The sequence below is a fragment of the uncultured Lactobacillus sp. genome (assembly GCF_945290125.1).
GTDB lineage: Bacteria > Bacillota > Bacilli > Lactobacillales > Lactobacillaceae > Lactobacillus > Lactobacillus rizhaonensis.
Map to the genome: position 1 here is coordinate 1 of NZ_CALYQV010000007.1, position 19,208 is coordinate 19,208.

The following is a 19,208-nucleotide window of genomic DNA, read 5'->3' on the forward strand; positions in this document are numbered from 1 at the left end:
TGACCAGAACTATTGCTGCACTGAATGATATAGCGCCACAAATTAAATTTCTGCCACTTCTACTTAGCATCAAAACCGCAACATTTAATCCCAGTCGCGAAATCGAAAATAGTGTAAAAAAAGAAATCAGGCAGATATTACAAAAGGAAAAGATTGCTCCCGATATTTTAGAATACTTTGCCAGTCTTTATTTTGTCAGTTTATTAGAAACACAAAAATGGTGGGCCAAACATCCCAAGGTTGCCCCAGCTAAAGTCGCTCAACTAATTCACCAAAGCTGCTATCGCGGACTTATTTCACTTCTTAATTAACACAAAAGAACCAAGTAGTTTACTTGCTGCTTGGTTCTATTCATTTACTCTATTATCAACAGAATTTGACAAAGAGCCATTATTTAAGCCACTTCATTTTAATTAGTAATGCATTGCTGATTAATACACCATGCAAACCAAAATAGTCTGTTCAGCTTAATTATTTTTATTACCTCTTATAAATCAAAATGATAGTTACTCTTGATTTAACAAGATATTGCCTGATCGCATTTTCTTAAATGCAATATCAATATCATCTGTATCTGCAATGTGTAACATTTCACTGTAGGTACCTTGAAAAACACATTTTTTGTTCCCAACGAATACAATATGCGCCTGCATGGAATTTAATTTATCCAGCTGGTGCAAAGTCATAATAACTTTTTTCTTTTTCTCAACAACTAAAGATACAATTAAGTCTAGAATTAAATTTTCAATATAACTGTCAATTCCACTAAGAGGTTCATCGAATAAATATAATTCCCGCTCCATTATGCTAGTACAATAAACCATAACAGACTGGTATTCTCCACCGGATAAAGACCTTAGTTTGGTATTTATTAATCCTTTTATAATCTCATTATAAAAACTAGTTTGCGCATTAGTACTTGTAGCAGTGTGATCATTCATTGATTTAAAAAAATTTATTACTTGTTTTACCGTCAGCTCATCAAAGAAAGACATATTTTGAAATTTATAAATAATATTAGGCATAGAAGGAAAACCTATCATAGCTGTAGCAGGACTATCAATAAAGCCATAGATAAGATTAAGTAAAGTCGTTTTACCAGCACCATTACTGCCAATGATTATATTTAACTGATCGGCAATAAATTTTGCGTTAAAATCGGCAAAGATTTCTTTATTTTTATAAGAAAAGTTCAAATGCTTAATTTCCATATTGTCTCCTTACAACTATTTTTCAAAAATTGTAGAAATATTTTGTTTCGCAATAAAAATCATCCCAAATAGGACATAAATTAGAATAACGATCAATAAATTAGCAAGGGTTGCCCAATTTACTCTAGAAAACAACATTTGCATTATTACTTCATACCCCTTCATCAGGTATTTAACGGGCGTACATAGTAATAATAAATTTAACAGTTTATTTTTTGCTTCAACAGCTGACACCATGAATGAGGCCAAAATAATTAATGTAATAACAATATTGTAAGTTTGCAACTTTAATTTTGTTGTTAACAAAAAATACAAGCCCATAGTTAAAGGCAAAACCAACACAGTCGCAGCTATGATAGTGGTTAACAGTAAATAACCTAGATAGGCAAAAGATTTAAACATTAGTGCGGTAATTAAGTTAAATAGAAATAATTCTATTATTAAAAACGTCCATTGCGATAAAAATTGACTAATCAATACTAGATATTTTGAATTTGTTACCATGTAAATAACTTTATAATAGCCGTAGTCACGATACTCAACCATTGCCAGAATCACTGAGTTTAGAACAGTTGTTAAAGCAATATAGGCAAAATAGTATGCACTGCCGCTAATTAGTTTACTCTTACTGACAGTGTAGTTATTAATAAAAACAGGAGCATTAGATATAGCAAAATATATAACTGGGAAGACAATGTTAAACATTAGTGCAATTTTGTTGCTAAAAGCATTAATAAGAAAAATCTTGTAGAGCGAATAAAACTTTTTTTTCATATAGAAATCTCCGTGAATATTACCTAACATTTTTGAAATAGTCTAAACTTACCGCCTAAAAGGTGTACTTAAATTTAACTAAGAATCAAAATTCAGCTAATTTTCATTTCAAATAGATTCTCAGCTTAGCAGCAACAGTCAATTTACTAATAGCCTTCACTGTACGATAATTATGAAAATTATATGTTATTTTTATATACCAGTCAATTAAATTTCATATTTTTGTTATTTAAGGCTATAAAAATACCCCTTTTAGTCTTTCTAGATTATTTTATATTGCAGTTGCTATTACACAAATTAAATTTTACTACAAAGGCTGCTAAATTAATTTGTAGCTTTTCGCCAAAACAAAAAGGACAAGCGGTTAATGCGCCACTAGTCCTTAATTATATTAAATTAAATCCTAATACTTTACTCCATTTTCTTCATTCAGCCAGTAAACTCTGCCGTCATCTGTTCTGTTCAAAAAATGATTTTCAATTAGATCTCGTCTTCTAGTAACATAGTCTGACACAAAGTGCATTAAAATCAGGTTCACTTCCTGCTCAGAATATTTTTTAGCTGGTTCAAATTTAGTTGCCAAATATTGTAAAATCAACAGCCGGTTTTTAGCCTTACCAGGCCATACTTTAACAACTCCATCATCATCAATATAGCGTATTAATACTTCTTTATTCTTCATTTTCTCCATTTAAATTAATTATCCGATCAAACAATGATTTTTCAGTGGCAGAAATTTTATGAGCCACTTCAATTACTGCCAAATTAGGCTTTTTTAATAACGTTTTATGAATTGCAAGTGACAGATCTGGATCAAGGGCACTAGTAGCCTCATCTGCCAGCAATACGGGCCGTTCAGAGAGAAAAGCACGTGCAATTTCAATTCTTTGGATTTGTCCTCCGGATAAATTTGCCCCCTTTTCGCCAACTTGATAGTCCCAGCCTTTTTCATTCACGAGTTCAGTTAGTCCCGCCGATTCAACTGCTTCAGCCAAACTTGCTGCAGAAACCTTTCGACCTAATAGAATATTAAATTTGATTGTATCATCAAAGATAAACGGCTTTTGGTTGACGTAACTAAAATTATCGTGAGCTTCAGCCCAATTACCGGTAACATCTTTATCATCAATAAAGACATGCCCCTCATTTGGCTTAATTTTACCCAGCATTAAGTTCAACAGTGTAGTCTTACCCCAACCACTAGGTGCCATGAGTAAAATTTTTTCGTTAGGTGCTACCGCCAAGTTAAGATAAGCAAAAATCTTTCTCCCACCTTGACTATAAGTGGCATCTTCAACTTTCAAACCAGTAAATTGACCAGTTTTCGCACTTTTAGTACTGTCAGCTGAAAAAGACAGAGCCTGCTCTACTTTATTCCACATTGGTTTAGTAGACTTAATAGCATTTAATTGCTGAAAAATATTAACTATCGGATTAATAAATTCATTTGATAGTTGCACTATCATAATTAAGGTACCAACACCGATCTGTCCTTGCAGCATTAAGATAGCACCTACTAAAAATGGCAGTATAAAGCTGAAAATATCTGCGAAAGCCATAATGACTTCTCCCGCTGCAGCTTGTGTGAAATTTAATGACTTTAATGCCTCTTCCATTCTTTTGGCACTGTTAACGACTTTACTAATAGTCGAACTTAGAGCATCGTACAATCCAACAGTTTGCGCTCCGTTCAGCCCGTCATTCACACTCTGGGTATACGAAACGTTATTTGTCTCCCAGACTTTTGCTTTAGCTTGAACGGTTTTGGTAAATGCTCTTTGCACCAGTCCGGGAATTAAAGTAGTTACCATAAAAATTAATGTTAAAATCCAAGAATTGATTAAACCAACCACAACTGACAGTAGAAAAGAAACTAATTCTGCAATGATCATTAGTTCATTTATAGTCTTAGACGTCTCAATCTGTTTAAGATCGTTGGTCATCAGGCTTAAGCCATCCTTTTGTGAATCACTGCGTTGTTCAATCAGATAACCCATCGTTTTCTCTTTAAGATAAACATTGACATCTTGAATAATAGAACACTTGATATAGCGGTATACAAAATTAGACAACATAATAATTAAGATTGTTGCAGCACCAATGCCAGCAATTTTAATTAAATTACTACTGTCGCCTTGACGATATTGCGCTGCATTTAACATGATCTTGGTGACATAAGCAATCACAACATTGCCAAACGCACTGACTATTGCTAAAAGTGTGTATGCACCTAATTTGCATTTAGGCGCAAATTTTAATGAAGATTGCATTTTTCTACTCCTTTTTCATTATTAAAACAGTTAAGATATTTTTTGATTAGCTATATTAAAGCATGACTAATTTTTGAATATCTTTCTTTTCTCATATATGAGAAAAAAGTGCCATAATATATCAAAAAGGACAAAACAACATGCAATCAGGAATTGAATTTAAACAATTAAGAAGAAAACAGCATATTACTCTTAAAGAAGCAGCTAAAGGTATTTGTTCCATTCAGATGCTATCCCGGTGGGAAAATGATCAAGGCCATATGGACTTTAACCGGGTATTAAAACTATGCGAAAGAATCAGTTTATCAGCAACTGAATATATTGCGCTTGCCAAACTAGACCCGCAGGATCATATTGCACTTATTTTAGAAAAATCCTGGAGTAATCACGATAAAGACTATTTGGAAAAACTGGCTCAATCTGCTTTAAATAAATATAGATCAAGTCAAGATCCTTTTGATCTCGATTATGCAGCAATTGCTTGCAGTTTGTATTATAAAACTTCACAGCACAACATTTTTCCTATAGCTCAACAAAATGAACTAAACCAGCAATTAAGTAAAATAACTGTTTGGGGTCATGAATTTCTTTCACTGTTTGCCAATGTTATCCCGATTATTAGCCCCAGAATCATTTACCAAATTTCTGTTCAGGTTATCAATAATATTTCTTTTATTAAAAAAGCGGGAGATGGTACATTTCATTTTGGTATAGCGGCACTGTTTGAAGCTGTAATTGGCTTAATTACAAATAGTCAGTTTAAATTTGCAGATAAACTGCTCACACAAATAAATCAGATTGACTTACCAGATAACGAAATGTTGCTAATTGTTGGTCGCAAATTTTTAAATGCAATTCTCAGCTTTCACAATACTGCCAATGATGATTTAGCTGTTTCAATTATTCATTTTTTAACCAGTATGAACATGCAAACTACGGCTACTTACTTTTTACAAATATTAAATCGGGTTAAAGCTCTAAACTAATTATAAAATTTGTTAAATAAGTCTTCGATATCAATTCTTTCAACCGAGTACTGAATATCGGCTTTCACTAGGTTTGCTAGCAGCTGAGTCAGCTTGTCTGGGGTAATTTCTGCCAAAGGAACCAGTAGCAGATTATTGGGCAGAGTCTCATAATGATAATCAGACAGCAGCTTAGTAGCTTCAGGACTAGACTGCATTTTTAAATAATGCTTTTTTTGCTTTTTATTGTCTAAATCTTCAATGATATGTCCCTTACCCATAAATAAGACTCTATCAGCATACTGCTGCAAGTTGGACAAAAGATGTGAGGCCATAATGATCAGCTTCTTTTCCTCTTTTAATTTAAGAAGTATTTGTGAAATTAAAGCCACATTCTGAGGGTCGAGTCCATTCATTACCTCATCTAAAAGCATTACTGGAGAATCAGCTGCTACTACCATGGCAAAGCATAGTCTCTGCTTCATTCCCAAAGAATATGTCTGCACTTTCCGATCAACATAACTTTTCATTTGCAAGTCAGCAATAATTTGGTCAACAGGTTTAGCAGAATTGTGCCAAAGATCAGCATATAAATTAAGATGGTCCCGCCCCGTCATGAAAGGAAATAAATCACTTTGTTCGGGAAAAGAGCAGATTTGCTGGTGTAATTTAATCGTATCTTTTTGACTTTGATAACGTGTACCTTCATACTCAACGAATCCTTTTTGCGGTGTTAAATTATGCAAAATAACATTAATCAGGGTTGACTTACCTGTCCCATTAGGAGCAACCAAGCCAACTATTTCTCCTTGTTTAAATTTGAGGTTAATGTCATCCAAAACAACGTTTTTTCCAAAAGCCAATCTGACATCTTTTAGTTCTAACATTTTAATCACCCCGCCTAACTAAAGGAATACTTTTAATTTGGGTAAACAGAAACAGTAATGTTTCGATGGCAAGCATAGCTACAAGTAGTGGCCCCAGCCCTGAGTTAAAGCCCCAGCCAGGAGTATCCATTAAATAAGCTAAATTGCCTGTAGTGCTGTCACCAATTGAAAAATAAGTCATGGGCAACTTCTCCAAAACCGGGTGAACAAAGCCCATTCCGAACGAGAAGTATAGTACCTTGGCACTGATAGCAAACAAACTACTAAGCATCCCTGCTACATAATCATTACGAAAAGTTAACGATAATAAAATCGTGAGCCTGATAAAAATAAACGAAACAATGATTGCAAAAATAATGAATTGTAAATAATACATACCCAGTGTTTCCGTTTTAAAGATAAGTTTGAAATTGATCCGGCCTAAATAGGCGACTGTATTTAATCTTAATGTCCCCATACCATATCTAGGTGCAAGACAGAAAAGAGCTATTACACTAGCTACAATAAAATCTAGTAGCACTCCTACTTCTACAACCCCTGTTTTAAGCCAGAGAATGGTCCGTTTACTTAAGGGAATATTTTCCAGTACCGTATAATATTTCCGGTCATTAGTCACAATGTCAGCAGTAAAGAAGCAAACTATTACTACTAATATTAAAACCGTCCAGCCAGAAAGCGAATTTTGCATTACCTGCAAAGCAGTGCGTTCTTCCAGAATATTTTTGTCCAGCGGCGTTTGCCTGTTCTTTTTACCAGCTAAAAGTGCATTGTATAAATGACGCGTGCGTTGATAACCAAAATGCCCATCCTGTTGGTAATTATTACTTTTATTATAAGCAGCTGGATACAAGAAATTTTGGTTTCCTTCTGTATGAATCAGATTATCAATATATTGATAACGTCTGCTAGCATACTTAGTATATGTTTGCCAGTCATTTTTCTTTAAAGCCCTTAAAAGCTGTTTATCGCATGCTAAAACTTTTGGATACGTACCAACCGCATCTACAGCACCCTTACTGGGAAAATAAAAATAACCCGGTTTATTGGAATAAGCTATCTCTTGCCGTGCTACTTTGAGAAAAGCAGTGTCGTCAATATATTCTTTTTGAATTGGTTTAGCATCGACCCGCTCAATTACTTCATGATTGGGCACACTCACCAAACCAAAATAAAGAGACATAATAATAGTAGCAATAAATAGACCAATATTTTTAGGATTGAGCAAAAATGCCTTTAATTGGAAAAGAAAATAGCGCCATCTCATCGTGCAGCCCCCTTTTTATTAACCAAATACCTAAACCAAACTACACAGACAAGTGACCAAATTAACAATATTATTGCTGCGGTGGCAAAATTTAGTCCGGCAAATCCAGTTTTACTTGCCACAGTACCGTTAAGCACATCATTAACATTTAAGTATACAGACGGTAGCCAAATAATCGCTTTAAGCAACTTACTAGGTAAATAAGATAAAACATAAAGAGCAATACCAATAAAGGTACTTAAATAAACGTTTTTGGTCAGTTGGTTAAGAAGTAGAGTCAGACTGGTCACAAAGACCACCAAGACCGCTGTATAGAACAAAAAGATTAAGCAATCCAGCCATATAGGAATTGCCCTAATTTTATTAAAATAAAAAACATTAGGATAATTCAAACTGCAAAAGCCGTTAAGAAGGCCAGCAAACAGATATGCGCCAATTAAACCAATATTTAGTGGTACTAAAGTTAAAACCAGATTAATCATTGTTTTACCTTTTACTTCATCTTCAACACGATACGGAATATTACGTAAAACCGTTTCATGATCTAATTTAACCATCCACACATCATTAGCAATAAGCAAGATATAAAAGAAGATCAGGACAGCTATGAAGTTCACAATATAAATTAAATAAGTTACAGATACTTTTGAGCTCATTGCAGCTGGTATATGATGCTGATAAAGATATTTATATGTAACCAGTCCCTGACGCAATTGGTATTTAGGGGGTACATTTAAGGTACTGGCACCCAAATAATTATTTTGATAACCATCAAGCATAGTTTGAAATAAGTTAAGTGAACTCTCTAAATATGTTTGTGGCGACTCTAAAACTTCACCATTTTGCAGGCTGGCAATACAACCTTCCTGGGCGTTTAAATTGTCATAAGTTTGTTTATATTTTTGCTTACGTAATAAGTTACCGTTAAAATAGCTGATATTAATTTCCAGTGAGTCATAGTATGACTGCCACTGACGGTAATTGTCGCCCAGATTCTGATTTCCAACCAATAAAACGAAGAAAACCATGAACACAATTAAGGCTCCCATTAGCAGAATGTTTTTCTTAGATTTGCGTGCAATATTGAAATTTGCTTTAAAATATGTGCTCTTCATGAATAATAACACCTGACTTTATGAAACTCACTAGAAACCGGCAAAAGTAATTAATAATGATTTTATCATATTTTAATCAAATTTATTATGGCTTCTAAAGTTACAGTAGCTTAATTTAAAACAAAAACTAATCTCGTTTTTAATTTAAATTAAGTAAAAAAAACCGCTGAACTAACGTTTTAAAACGTAATCCAGCAGCTTTTTAAAGTTCAATTATAGTAATACGATATCTAATTAAGTGTCAGCAAATAATTATAGCCATCTGCAAAATTAATATTATTGGCCAAGCGGTTTCCCGTATTACTGTAACCAGTAAACTTAAAGGCTAAATATTTTGCGTGACCGACTAAGGCTTTATCTACCTGCCATTTGATTGGTAAAGTTTGCAAAGACTGTAGGTAAGCAGTATCAGTTACATCTTTAGTAGCCACTACATTTTTAGTTGCATCCAGTAATACTAGTTCTGCTTTATTAATTAGGACAGGAGCAGCCAGGCCATAATTAGTTAGATTAACTTGATAGTCGATATTCTGTTCATTTACTTGATAGCTGATATCTTTAACTGCTAAGCGGTAGCCCAGATAATTCCTGATATATTCATACCAAGAACGACTTGCTTCATTATCATTAGTATCTTTAAACCATGATTTCTGATACGGTAATTTATATTGGTCTAAAAGTGCAGGTGTTACTAGTTGCCGTTTCCAAGCATTCAAAGAATAGTATTTGCCGTCTTCTTTATAATTATGAGCTATACTCAATGAAGTAAAATGATGAACTGCTAGACGTTGAGCAATCAGTGGTGCAGAAATTAACTGACCGTTATTGTCTGATGTATTGGCAGAACCCCAAATCATTTCACCGTCAACCGGTACAGTCTGAGATTGTTCTGCCATTGACTTCCATTCAGCAGAATTAGGATCAGCGCCTGCAGTATTCCAAACGTGAGGGCGACCAATTAAGTAATCATCATGAAATCCAACTCTTTGCCAGTCAGAACTTTGCGGGTCAATATTTCGTGACTTAATATTATAATATCTGACTTGGATAAATAAGTCTTTAGGGGTATTAGCTAACAAGGCTTGGAGAATTTCTTTTTCGTTCATACGGCTGCGCGGGCACCGCTGTCTCATTCTCCCCAAGCTCCAATAAACCCTGCTTGTAAATTCGCTATTTGATCGCGATGCTGGGCAATCCAGGGAGCTAGTTGCTTAATATGTGCAACTACCTGCTCAGCTGTAGGTTCCTGAGACTTTGGATGAGCATCATTCAGCATCATCCCAAATGTAAGCAAAGCGCAATACAGCCTGCAAATGATATTGCTTTAACTTTTGGAAATATTGATCCATATTATTAAAGGCCGCTTGATCTAATGGCTTATTTTTATAATCTGTTAGATAAAAGTATACTTGTGCAAGTCGCGGATTATCATCAGAAAATGTAGCTACCGCATTTTGCATTTGCGCTATCCGTTTTATCCGCATTAGCCCATAAGCCCTTGCCGGTCTTAACATTTAAATTTAACTCTAAACGAAAGCCGCGATCAGTATTGTTAGCCATTTCTTGATTTTGTTGTTCGGTTAGGAGCTTTTCGTCATATCCAGTAACGGTTGCGGCCTTTACTGAAGATAAACTTTGCTGACTTGATAAAAGAAATAGCCTTAAAAATACAGCTATTAAAGTTAGTTTCTTAAATACTTTTTTCATAATGATTCCTCGGTCATAATTTAAACCAATTGATACCATCAGCCCATTAGCCAGACCTGCCGTACTACCATTAGTAGCAAGAAGCTTAACTCCGATTTTGTCAGGCTGTTCAGATTTAGTCAATGGAATAACCGTAGTTATTTCATTGTTAATTTGTAAAGTGCTTTTTTCTACTAAAGTTTTACCAATAACATCCTGCTGCTTATTCACAGCCAGCAATTCTATTTTCGCCAAAGCTAAAGGTGCAGCGAAACCAGTGTTTTTCATTGTAAGGTAGACTGCAGCATTTAAAGCAGAATTATAGCTAATTTGTGTAGCTTCTAAGCGGTAGCCTAAATAATCACGTAAATATTCAAAATAATTACGTTTAATTGGCTGCTTCTTCTGATCCCAAAACCATGATGATTGATATGGCCAATGCTTTTCATCTAATAAATCTGGTGTAACAAGAACATGTTTCTAATATTCAAACGAACCTGTTTGAGGAAACTTAAGTCCTTCTGATTTGTCAGTTCTTTTTAATTCATTTTCTAGTGTCACGTTAAAATATGAATTAGTTTCGATTTCGTGGTAATTATGCGCAATACTCAAAGTAGTGAAATGATTTTCAACCATTCTTTGCGTCATCAATTCAGGATCGACATATTTTGTTTTTAAATACATAGGATTAGCAAATAACCAAATGCTTTCTCCATCAACAACTGTATTTTTTGATTCTCTTAGCAATTGCTGGTATTCATTAGATTCATGATTTTTACCAGCCGTATTCCATTCGTGGTCAATACCAATTAGAAAATCATCATGAAAGCCAATTCGCTGTTCATTCCATTTTTCAGTAACATTTATATTACGATTTTTAATATTTAAGTAGCGTACTTGAACCATCAAATCTTGGGGAGAATTTAACAACAAACTATTAAGAATGGTTGATTCATCAGTAACGAGCATGTTGAGACCACTCACCCCAAGGACCAATGATTCCAGCTTGTAAAGCGTGAATCTGCCTGCGGTGTTCCTGCAGCCACCCTGATAACTGTTCTAAATGTTGCTGTACCCTGCGCACACTGGGAGCTTGTCTATAAGGTCTTTTATCTTCAGAAATATATGCAAAACGCAGCAGTGCCTTTAAGTTTAACTTAGCAAGTTCGTCAAAAAAGGCATTCATGTGGTTAAAAGCTTGTGCATCCAGCGGTTTATGCTGATAACCTGTTAAATAAAAATAAACCTGCACTATTCGCGGCTGATCATTAGTATACAGTGACGCTTCTCTTTTCAAAGCAACGATAGCATCTTGATCAGCATATTCATAAATGCTCTTACCTGTTTTTACATCTAAATAAACTTCAAAGCGAAAGCCACGATCAGGATTTGTTAATAAAGTCTTAGTCTGATCTCCGCTTAACTGCTTGGGATAATAATTTGACATCATTGGCCTCCAATATTAATTGCCAGTACTTTCTCGCAAAATTAGTTTAACTTCTAATAACGTTGTAGCGGCGCGTGCCTTTTTTTCTATTATGTCTTCTCTAATTAAATGGACAGCAGTTATACCTAAGTCTTTTTCAGGAACAGAAACTGATGACAGTCTGGGAATATAATATTGTGCAATTTGAATATTATCAAACCCAATAATGTGATAATCGGTAGGAGCATGAAAACCCTTTGTATGCAATTCCTGCATTATTCCAATTGCCAATTGATCATTTCCAGCTAAAATTCCCTTGGGTAAAGTAGGTAATTGTGCAATCTTTTTACCCGCCTGTACGCCATCTTCAATGCTCCAGTCCGGAGTAAGGATTGAACACTCATCTTGGTCGTGCAACTTCATCCACTCTCGGTAGCAATTTAAACGAACTTCACCTTTTGCTTGAGTTTTTTCTCCCTGCAAATTAGTCATATAGCGGGGACCACCAACATATACAATATTAGTTTGAGCAAATTTTTCTAGTTGTGTTAAAGCTTCTTTTACTCCGGCAGTTAAATTAGCATTAACCAGCTTGACGGAATTATTTTTATATCTTGCTTCAATAATTACGATATTAGAGTTTAATTTTTTTAGTTCGCTAATGGCTGATTCGGACAAGTCGCCGATAACAATCACGCCATCCCAATAATACACGCCATCCCAAAATGAACTATCCAAAGAGTTATTTAAATAATAGATAGAACTCAATGTCATTTTTTCTCTTTTGAGTTCTTCAATGATTCCCTGTTTTATTTGTTGGTAATACGTATATTCTGCTACTTGATCCAAGTCCACAGTTGTTAATACACCAACAACTGGACATTTTTTACTTTTATTTTTGATATGATAATTTAATTTTTTTGTAGCCGCTAAAACTTTGATCCGTGTTTGATCAGTAACATTTAAAGAAGTGTCATCATTTAATATTCGTGAGACTGTACTTGCTGAAACACCTGCTAACTTAGCTACCTGTCTGATATTAGCCATCTTATCTTCTCATTTTTCATATTTGGTTGTTATAACAGGTGCTATTAATATTAATTTCTTAAAAATATAAACTTTTAGAACCTGATATTCTACCCATAATTGCTGATATTACAGCGTTTTTGCAATTATGATAGCAAATATTTTTTGCAGTTCAAAGAAAAGACGGTTGTATTATTATTGAAAATACATCCGTTTTTTCTTACTTTACCTGCTTAAATTTAGTAATATGCTTTTTCTCAGCAGATAATCTGATTACTTTTTAATTTCTATATTTCCTGTTATTAAGCAACAACTTTCAAGTTGAACAAAACAATAGCCAAAATTAAAACAAACCAAGTTGCTCTAGTTGAGTTCATATGTTTACGATCCAGCAGCCAATAAATAAAGGCAACTAGCAAAACTGGCAGAAGCGATGGCATAATTTGGTTAAAAATATCCTGCAATTTCATCGAAACTTTTCCAGCTCTAAAGATGAACGGAATCTTTAACGTAATAACAGTTGGAATTAAAGCTCCTACAACTGTTACCCCCAGCAAAGTTGCTGAATCAGTCAGTGCATTAAGCTTAGAACTCATTGAAGTAACTAAGTTGACACCTTGCTTGTAGGCAAATGGCATCCAAGTATAAGCCCAAATGTAGAGAACGCCTAGTGCAACCATCCATAAAATAGCACCAAATGGGTTACCTTTAAGGGCCATATATGATGCAATCGCACCAAAGATAGTTGATTGAACGGTACCTAATAAGGTGTCACCTACGGCAGCAAATGATCCCATAAGACCAGTTTTAATACCTCTTACACCGTCAACTGACTTAATACCCTCTTTTTCTTCAAGAGCAATGTCGACACCTTGGATAATGGAACCCATATGCGGACTGGTGTTGAAGTATTCAGACTGCGCCCGCATCATTTTTTTTATATCTTCAGGCTTGTCACCATACAACTTATGTAAGATTGGCATTTGTGAACCAATATAACCTGGAGCCATCATCGTTTCGTAGTTCCAGCTTAATGCAGAGGTAAAAATCCAGCGTAAGTTAGCGCTACGAATATCTTTTTTAGTTAACTTATGACTTTGTTCCGTCGTAGTTTTTTATGTAGTATTATTCTTCATCACCGGTAATTACTCCTTTATCAACAATACCCATTTCAGCAGCTTTTTCTGTATTTAAGCCATTGTTACTGCTACCAGACTGGTTTTTATCATGAATGATAGAATTATAACGATTAATGGCAAAGCCGACTCCGACAAGTGCAACACCAAGCATCGGTACGTTTAAATAAGCAGCGGCTACAAAGCCAAAAATCATGTATGCACCAAATTTCTTAATAGGCAGATAATGCATTAAGATAGCGATACCAACAGCTGGTAACATAGTTCCGGCGGATTTCAATCCACCCATTAACCACTGTGGCATATAGTTCAGTACATTTTTGACAAATGCTTCACCGAAAATTAACATACAGGCACTGACCGTGAAAGCCCCCACGGGATAGCCCCATAAAGACTATTTCGTATAACAGCTTTATCATTGTTACGATCGATTGCCTTATCAATTCTGTGCGCAAAGTAGGTATTAGCAAAACGAGCCAAAATATCAAGTTGCACCATCAATAGGCAAACAGGAATAGCAACACCAATACCATAGTTAATACCTTTTCCTGAAATATGCGCAATTGCAGTACCTATGATTGCGCCAGTGGCATAATCAGGAATCGAAGCACCACCAAAAGTACCGACACCTAATATCATTAACTGTAATGTTGCTCCTACGGCCAAACCTAATTTCATATCGCCGACAATCAGTCCTGCAATTAAGCCAGCGTTAACAGGGTTACCAAAACCAATACCAACTGTGATAATTTCATTGATTTGGAAGAAAGCAAACAAAGACAGCAAAATTATTTGAACTACACTCAATGAATTCATTATTATTTCTCCATCCGTTTATTTAATTCAGACATAAAGTCTTCTCTAGGATCGTTCGGCACCATCTGGTGGTAAAGTTTTACTCCCCGAGAATCAAGTTCCTTAAAAGCCTTTATTTCTTCGTCATTAACTCCCACGCTCTTGAACAGTTGCAGTCTGCCTTCACCACTTGGCAAATTACCAACGTTAACTTCTTTAATCGGTACTCCGGCATCAACCATCTTAACTAGAGCTTCTGGTTCACGTGTAATAATAAATATTTTTTGGTCCGCATAGCGTCCTTGAACAATATTGTTACTTGCACGATCTGGTGGCAAAATACTTAAGGCTGCTTGGGTAGGACGAGCTAGTTTTAAAGCTGTTTTTTTCCAAGTCATCTTTAGAAACTTTGTCGCCAACGACCATTAATCGTTCTGCTCCTAATTGCCCAGTCCACACACGAGCTACTTGACCATGAATCAGACGGCTATCAACTCTGACATTTACTAACTGCACAATTCATTACCTCCTTCTTGTTATCGCTTACATCAACTTACACTAAAATTATAGTTTATATATTTTGTTTTGTAAACATAATTTTTTTTAGTAAATAACATTGACATTGATTTGTTTTATTAATAAGCTAATCCTAAACAACTATTATTAAAGAAAGTGTACCGGTATGATTACAGTTCAACGATCAAAAAATAATATTTCAATGGGTAAACCTACAACTGTAATAGTCAATGTTTTAAGGGTAGGCAGTATTGCTGCTGGTTATGCTTTAAAACTAAACTTAAAAAAAGGAGACACACTGCAACTCACCCAGGGTGGACTAAATCGCTCACCAAAAATGATTATTAATAAGACTGACGCTCATTATAAAGTTATTCCTAATCCCAAGTCCTCAGTTTTAATAGTTGTCATGATCGCAGCTTTATTATTAATTCCGCCTATGATTAAAAGCTATGTTCCGTTTTCACAAAATGTTTCAGCAATTATTATCTTTTTACTTATTGAATTAGTTTTCAATTTCCGCTGTGGGTTACTTATCGAAGAAATTTAATAAAACTGCAGCAAATGTTGTAGTTTTAATTTTTATATACAAAAAAGCTTATTTTCTTTTTTAGAAAGTAAGCTTTTTGTTAACTATAGATTTTTTTCGAAATATAAATTCTAGATATAATTATTGAAATCAATCACGGCATCATAACGCTTCAGTTCTGCCGGTTCATAGTGGTGAATAACCTCAATGAAAGTAAAGTCTGAGTCAAACAGATAATTATGAATTGCTTGAGAAGTAGTCTTATCTAGTGAGGCATTAACCTCATCCAGTAATAAAATTGGTCGTTTGGCTAAAATTGCCCTTGCTAATTCAATTCGAGCTAATTGCCCACCAGATAATTGGTCGGCATTATCACCTAATTGGTAGTCAAAACCTTTTTCTTTAACCAGCTGCCCCAGTTCTAAACGTTCACAAACCTCTGTTACTTTTTCTCTAGAAATATCCGCACCCAAGGTTAGGTTAAACCATAATGAGTCGGCAAAGATGACCGCGCTTTGACTTGAATATGCAAACAGATTAGTAAAAGTACCGGGCTTAACAGCTTTTTGATTAAGCAACTCTTCTTGTGCCTGACCATAATCACCATACATTAAATATTGGAGCATGGTGGATTTACCAGAGCCGGACGGTCCAATGACCGCAACCTTTTGTCCTTTTGCGACTGCGAAATTAATTTGACTAGCCAATTCTTTACCTTGTCGTTTTAAAGTCAGATCTTTTATTTCTAGTTGCTTAAAGTCATCATTAGCAACACCATTTTGCTGTTTTTGTTCTCCTTTAGCAATAAACTGCTTGATCTTGTTAACGATACCCATAGTGGTAGATAGATTGTTTCGTTCATTCAAAATTTGCAGGATAGGATTAACAAAAGAGTTAGAAAGCTGAGTGATGGCAAATAATGCCCCTAGTGTAATTTGACCATTGACTACCAGAAATGACCCAAAAGCAAATGGTAATAAAAAGGCACTGGCAATCGCGATAACATTAAGGTAAGTATTAGTATTATTATTCAGCACATTCATTTTGGCCAGTTTTTCTTCCAAGCGATTAACGGCACGTTTATTTTGCCTGACAGCATTGTCTTGCTTGCCGTATAAATTAAATGTTCCGGTGCCAGCTAAAATATTTTTAGTTTGACTGACATATTTATCGTTGGCCTTAGTCCAATCACCTGATGCCTTTTGAATTGGTTTTTGAAAAAAGTTGGAGACGATTGTAGGGATTGCTGAGCCCACGAAATAAATTAAGGTAACAAACCAGTTTAAATATAAAGCATAACCCAGCGCCAAAATAACGGTATAGGCATAGATCAGAATTTCAATTTCAGCTTCATAACGATTAGTTTCTAATAACTTAAAGTCGTTAGTTAAAAAGCCTAAATCAGAGCTGTCTTCTTCTTTATTTAGCAGCATCCCTTTCAGTACTTTAGATCTCAACTTAGTGTTAATCTGCTTAACTGCATCGGTTTTTAAGTAATTAAATATTAATCCTGAAATTAAGATTATAGTTAACGCTACTATGATCTGCAGCATTAAAGAAGGTAAAGCTGAAAATTGTCTTATGGTTGCCATATTTATCAAGCTGCTAAGCATATAAGCAGCAAAGATATTTAAAGTACTGTATATCAAACCGAAAACATTGAGCCAAAAGAATTTTAAATGTGAATAGTTATGGTAAATCATTACGTTTCTCCCTCAGTTTTGTTAATAATCTTTTCATTCATCAAAGATGATAAATTAATTAAACTTGAGGAAAGCCATGTTTACAATACTATTTGACTAAGAGGTCACTATCAGGAAAGTAAGTGGGACAAATTTTATACTAAAATGCAGAACCAGTTTTATATCCTTATAAATATTTAGGCCTTATTAATTTCTAAGTTCATTAGTAATACCTATAATCATTTCAATTAATAATAATAAGTTCCATAAAACACTTAAAGTAGCGGCAATGGTTATCAATATTATGACCAGTGTCGTAAACCCTTGAGCTTCATACATGAACGCCGCCCCAGTCAGAAAAACCAGGCTCAGAATATAAATTAACCAGTTAGCTATTTTATACATTTGGTGATCAGTTTTCACTGCAATAAATTCATCACGCTCATCCTCATCATCTTTATCTGTGCCCACAGTTTTAGCTTTATAATAAAGATAAGCAGCAAAACTAATAGCAGAAACTGCATAAACAATATTTTTCGGTATATCGATTTGCCTACGGTGCTGCAGAATTTCTAAACTGATCAGCGCCAACTCAAGAAGTGCTGATAATGTAAAAAAGCATGCTGAGAAATAATATTTGAGCTTTCTTTTCTTATTCTTTTTCATTTTCTAAGTACTCCTCTAAACAAAACAAGGTTTCAATATCAGTTCTAAAAACTTGCGCCAGTTTATACGCCAAGACGAGTGAGGGCTTATATTTCCCCTTTTCTACTGAGATAATCGTTCTTTCAGTGACACCCACTTTAGCGGCAAGTTCACGCTGCGTTAAATGCAGCTTTTTCCTATTTTCTTTAACCAAATTTGTGATAATCTCACCTTCTTATTAATATGAAGTATGCTTCATGTAGTTAGCTTCATATTATATTACGGTAAAAGAAAAAAGCCAAGCAAAACTTGGTTTTTATTCATACTTATTTTGTGCTAATTAACTTGGTTTAATGGCTTGTGATCCCTTAAATATGAAATGAGATTTTGTGAGGCCTCAGTAGTGATATTTATGCGTGCAGCCAGGGTGCCAGAACCCGCGTGAGGTGACAAAATTACATTGTCTAATTTGCAGAGTGCTTGTGGCACTTTGGGTTCAGTTTCATAGACATCTAAACCTGCTCCCGCAATATCACCGTTTTGCAATGCGGCAATTAAATCATTTTGTTTAATCAATTTACCCCGGGCAACATTGATAATATAAGCTGTATTTTTCATTTGTTTAAAAACTTGGGCGTTGAAAACGCCTGCTGTAGCAGGAGCATGCAGAGTGATTACATCAGCTGTTTTAACTAAAGTAGCAAAATCTACATAATGAACATTCTTTTTTGCTTCCTCTGCAGAACTTAAACGATGTCTATTATGGTAAATAACTTTCATGCCAAAAACTTGGGCATACTTTGCTACCTCAGAACCAATACGACCCATACCATAAATACCCAGCGTCTTTCCCTGGAGTCCTGTTCCCATATTTTCCGGCTGAGAAACATTAACCCATTTTCCTTGGCGAATTGTTTTGTCATAAAAGTGCAGGCGTCTTACGGTTGCTAAAAGTAAGGCAAATGTCATTTCAGCAGTGGGAATGAGAACACTTTTAGGACAATTGGCCACAACAATTCCTTTTTGCTTTGCATAATCAATATCAATGTGATCAAAGCCAACGCCATTAGCGGTAATAATTTTTAAATTAGTGCCGGCATCAATCAGTTCCCGATCGCCTTTCATTCCAGTAAGTATCAACCCATCGTATTCAGCTAAATGCGCTAAAACCCAAGCTCTACCAGCTGCTTCTGGTTTACAAGTTACTGTGAAATTCTTTTTTAACTCCGTTAGACCTGCATCTGGAACAATTCCAGTTACCAAAACTTTTGTCTCTTTCAT

General features: G+C 34.9%; 22 protein-coding genes and 3 pseudogenes. 3 read left to right on the plus strand and 22 right to left on the minus strand.

The window, feature by feature from the left end; translation table 11 throughout:
* Positions 1–311: hypothetical protein (locus Q0K80_RS02100; RefSeq protein WP_294602467.1), on the plus strand; the 311-nt coding region annotated here is incomplete at its 5' end.
* Between the two features lie 195 nt (positions 312–506).
* Here the strand turns inward: Q0K80_RS02100 and Q0K80_RS02105 are convergent.
* From Q0K80_RS02105 to Q0K80_RS02120, 4 genes are all read right to left on the minus strand, one after another.
* Complete coding sequence (locus Q0K80_RS02105; RefSeq protein ID WP_294602470.1) at positions 507–1,211, minus strand: ATP-binding cassette domain-containing protein; 705 nt, start codon at positions 1,209–1,211, stop codon at positions 507–509.
* A 15-nt stretch (positions 1,212–1,226) separates the two neighbouring features.
* Positions 1,227–1,985 carry a hypothetical protein gene (locus Q0K80_RS02110; protein ID WP_294602474.1) on the minus strand — a complete coding sequence of 253 codons (759 nt, stop codon included), beginning with the start codon at positions 1,983–1,985 and terminating at the stop codon, positions 1,227–1,229.
* Between the two features lie 403 nt (positions 1,986–2,388).
* Positions 2,389–2,667 (minus strand): DUF2087 domain-containing protein, encoded by a 279-nt coding sequence (locus Q0K80_RS02115; RefSeq protein ID WP_294602477.1) that lies wholly within the window; start codon positions 2,665–2,667, stop codon positions 2,389–2,391.
* Positions 2,657–4,255 carry an ABC transporter ATP-binding protein gene (locus tag Q0K80_RS02120; protein ID WP_294602479.1) on the minus strand — a complete coding sequence of 533 codons (1,599 nt, stop codon included), beginning with the start codon at positions 4,253–4,255 and terminating at the stop codon, positions 2,657–2,659. Before Q0K80_RS02120 ends, Q0K80_RS02115 begins: the two co-directional genes overlap by 11 nt.
* Positions 4,256–4,395: 140 nt before the next feature.
* On the opposite strand from Q0K80_RS02120, the gene Q0K80_RS02125 reads away from it, so the two are divergent.
* Complete coding sequence (locus tag Q0K80_RS02125) at positions 4,396–5,241, plus strand: helix-turn-helix transcriptional regulator (protein WP_294602482.1); 846 nt, start codon at positions 4,396–4,398, stop codon at positions 5,239–5,241.
* On the opposite strand, the gene Q0K80_RS02130 is transcribed toward Q0K80_RS02125, so the two are convergent.
* The 14 genes and pseudogenes from Q0K80_RS02130 to Q0K80_RS02200 form a co-directional block, all read right to left on the minus strand.
* Positions 5,238–6,107, minus strand: coding sequence for an ATP-binding cassette domain-containing protein (locus Q0K80_RS02130; protein WP_294602485.1), 870 nt, complete (start codon positions 6,105–6,107; stop codon positions 5,238–5,240). The genes Q0K80_RS02125 and Q0K80_RS02130 overlap by 4 nt on opposite strands.
* Before the next feature lies 1 nt (position 6,108).
* Entirely contained in the window at positions 6,109–7,371 is a 1,263-nt protein-coding gene (locus tag Q0K80_RS02135) for a tellurium resistance protein TerC (RefSeq protein ID WP_294602488.1), read from the minus strand.
* Positions 7,368–8,486, minus strand: coding sequence for an ABC transporter permease (locus Q0K80_RS02140; RefSeq protein ID WP_294602491.1), 1,119 nt, complete (start codon positions 8,484–8,486; stop codon positions 7,368–7,370). The genes Q0K80_RS02135 and Q0K80_RS02140 overlap by 4 nt, the downstream gene beginning before the upstream one ends.
* A 230-nt stretch (positions 8,487–8,716) precedes the next feature.
* On the minus strand, positions 8,717–9,619 hold the full coding sequence (locus Q0K80_RS02145) for a DUF4832 domain-containing protein (RefSeq protein ID WP_294602493.1): 903 nt from the start codon (positions 9,617–9,619) through the stop codon (positions 8,717–8,719).
* Positions 9,616–9,765, minus strand: coding sequence for a DUF4874 domain-containing protein (locus Q0K80_RS02150; protein ID WP_294602496.1), 150 nt, complete (start codon positions 9,763–9,765; stop codon positions 9,616–9,618). The genes Q0K80_RS02145 and Q0K80_RS02150 overlap by 4 nt, the downstream gene beginning before the upstream one ends.
* Entirely contained in the window at positions 9,752–9,946 is a 195-nt protein-coding gene (locus tag Q0K80_RS02155) for a DUF4874 domain-containing protein (protein WP_294602498.1), read from the minus strand. The genes Q0K80_RS02150 and Q0K80_RS02155 overlap by 14 nt, the downstream gene beginning before the upstream one ends.
* Positions 9,918–10,571: pseudogene (locus tag Q0K80_RS02160) on the minus strand (DUF4832 domain-containing protein); the annotation flags it as partial. The pseudogene Q0K80_RS02160 and the gene Q0K80_RS02155, both read right to left, overlap by 29 nt.
* Before the next feature lie 81 nt (positions 10,572–10,652).
* A complete protein-coding gene (locus Q0K80_RS02165; RefSeq protein WP_294602500.1) occupies positions 10,653–11,141 on the minus strand; it encodes a DUF4832 domain-containing protein in 489 nt (162 codons plus the stop codon).
* Positions 11,128–11,622, minus strand: coding sequence for a DUF4874 domain-containing protein (locus Q0K80_RS02170; RefSeq protein WP_294602502.1), 495 nt, complete (start codon positions 11,620–11,622; stop codon positions 11,128–11,130). The genes Q0K80_RS02165 and Q0K80_RS02170 overlap by 14 nt, the downstream gene beginning before the upstream one ends.
* Positions 11,623–11,634: 12 nt before the next feature.
* Complete coding sequence (locus Q0K80_RS02175; RefSeq protein WP_294602505.1) at positions 11,635–12,645, minus strand: substrate-binding domain-containing protein; 1,011 nt, start codon at positions 12,643–12,645, stop codon at positions 11,635–11,637.
* Between the two features lie 281 nt (positions 12,646–12,926).
* Positions 12,927–13,703 (minus strand): annotated as a pseudogene (locus tag Q0K80_RS02180) (PTS system mannose/fructose/sorbose family transporter subunit IID); the annotation flags it as partial.
* A gap of 46 nt (positions 13,704–13,749) precedes the next feature.
* Positions 13,750–14,576: pseudogene (locus tag Q0K80_RS10360) on the minus strand (PTS sugar transporter subunit IIC).
* A gap of 2 nt (positions 14,577–14,578) precedes the next feature.
* Positions 14,579–14,893, minus strand: a complete 315-nt coding sequence (locus Q0K80_RS02195; protein ID WP_294602513.1) for a PTS sugar transporter subunit IIB — start codon at positions 14,891–14,893, stop codon at positions 14,579–14,581.
* A complete protein-coding gene (locus Q0K80_RS02200) occupies positions 14,871–15,071 on the minus strand; it encodes a PTS sugar transporter subunit IIB (protein ID WP_294602517.1) in 201 nt (66 codons plus the stop codon). The genes Q0K80_RS02195 and Q0K80_RS02200 overlap by 23 nt, the downstream gene beginning before the upstream one ends.
* A 166-nt stretch (positions 15,072–15,237) precedes the next feature.
* On the opposite strand from Q0K80_RS02200, the gene Q0K80_RS02205 reads away from it, so the two are divergent.
* Entirely contained in the window at positions 15,238–15,621 is a 384-nt protein-coding gene (locus Q0K80_RS02205; RefSeq protein ID WP_294602520.1) for a hypothetical protein, read from the plus strand.
* Positions 15,622–15,731: 110 nt separating this feature from the next.
* On the opposite strand, the gene Q0K80_RS02210 is transcribed toward Q0K80_RS02205, so the two are convergent.
* The 4 genes from Q0K80_RS02210 to Q0K80_RS02225 form a co-directional block, all read right to left on the minus strand.
* Positions 15,732–17,303, minus strand: a complete 1,572-nt coding sequence (locus Q0K80_RS02210; protein ID WP_294602523.1) for an ABC transporter ATP-binding protein — start codon at positions 17,301–17,303, stop codon at positions 15,732–15,734.
* Between the two features lie 186 nt (positions 17,304–17,489).
* On the minus strand, positions 17,490–17,948 hold the full coding sequence (locus Q0K80_RS02215; RefSeq protein ID WP_294602525.1) for a hypothetical protein: 459 nt from the start codon (positions 17,946–17,948) through the stop codon (positions 17,490–17,492).
* On the minus strand, positions 17,935–18,141 hold the full coding sequence (locus Q0K80_RS02220) for a helix-turn-helix transcriptional regulator (protein ID WP_365934833.1): 207 nt from the start codon (positions 18,139–18,141) through the stop codon (positions 17,935–17,937). Before Q0K80_RS02220 ends, Q0K80_RS02215 begins: the two co-directional genes overlap by 14 nt.
* Positions 18,142–18,263: 122 nt before the next feature.
* On the minus strand, positions 18,264–19,208 hold the full coding sequence (locus Q0K80_RS02225) for an NAD(P)-dependent oxidoreductase (protein ID WP_294602528.1): 945 nt from the start codon (positions 19,206–19,208) through the stop codon (positions 18,264–18,266).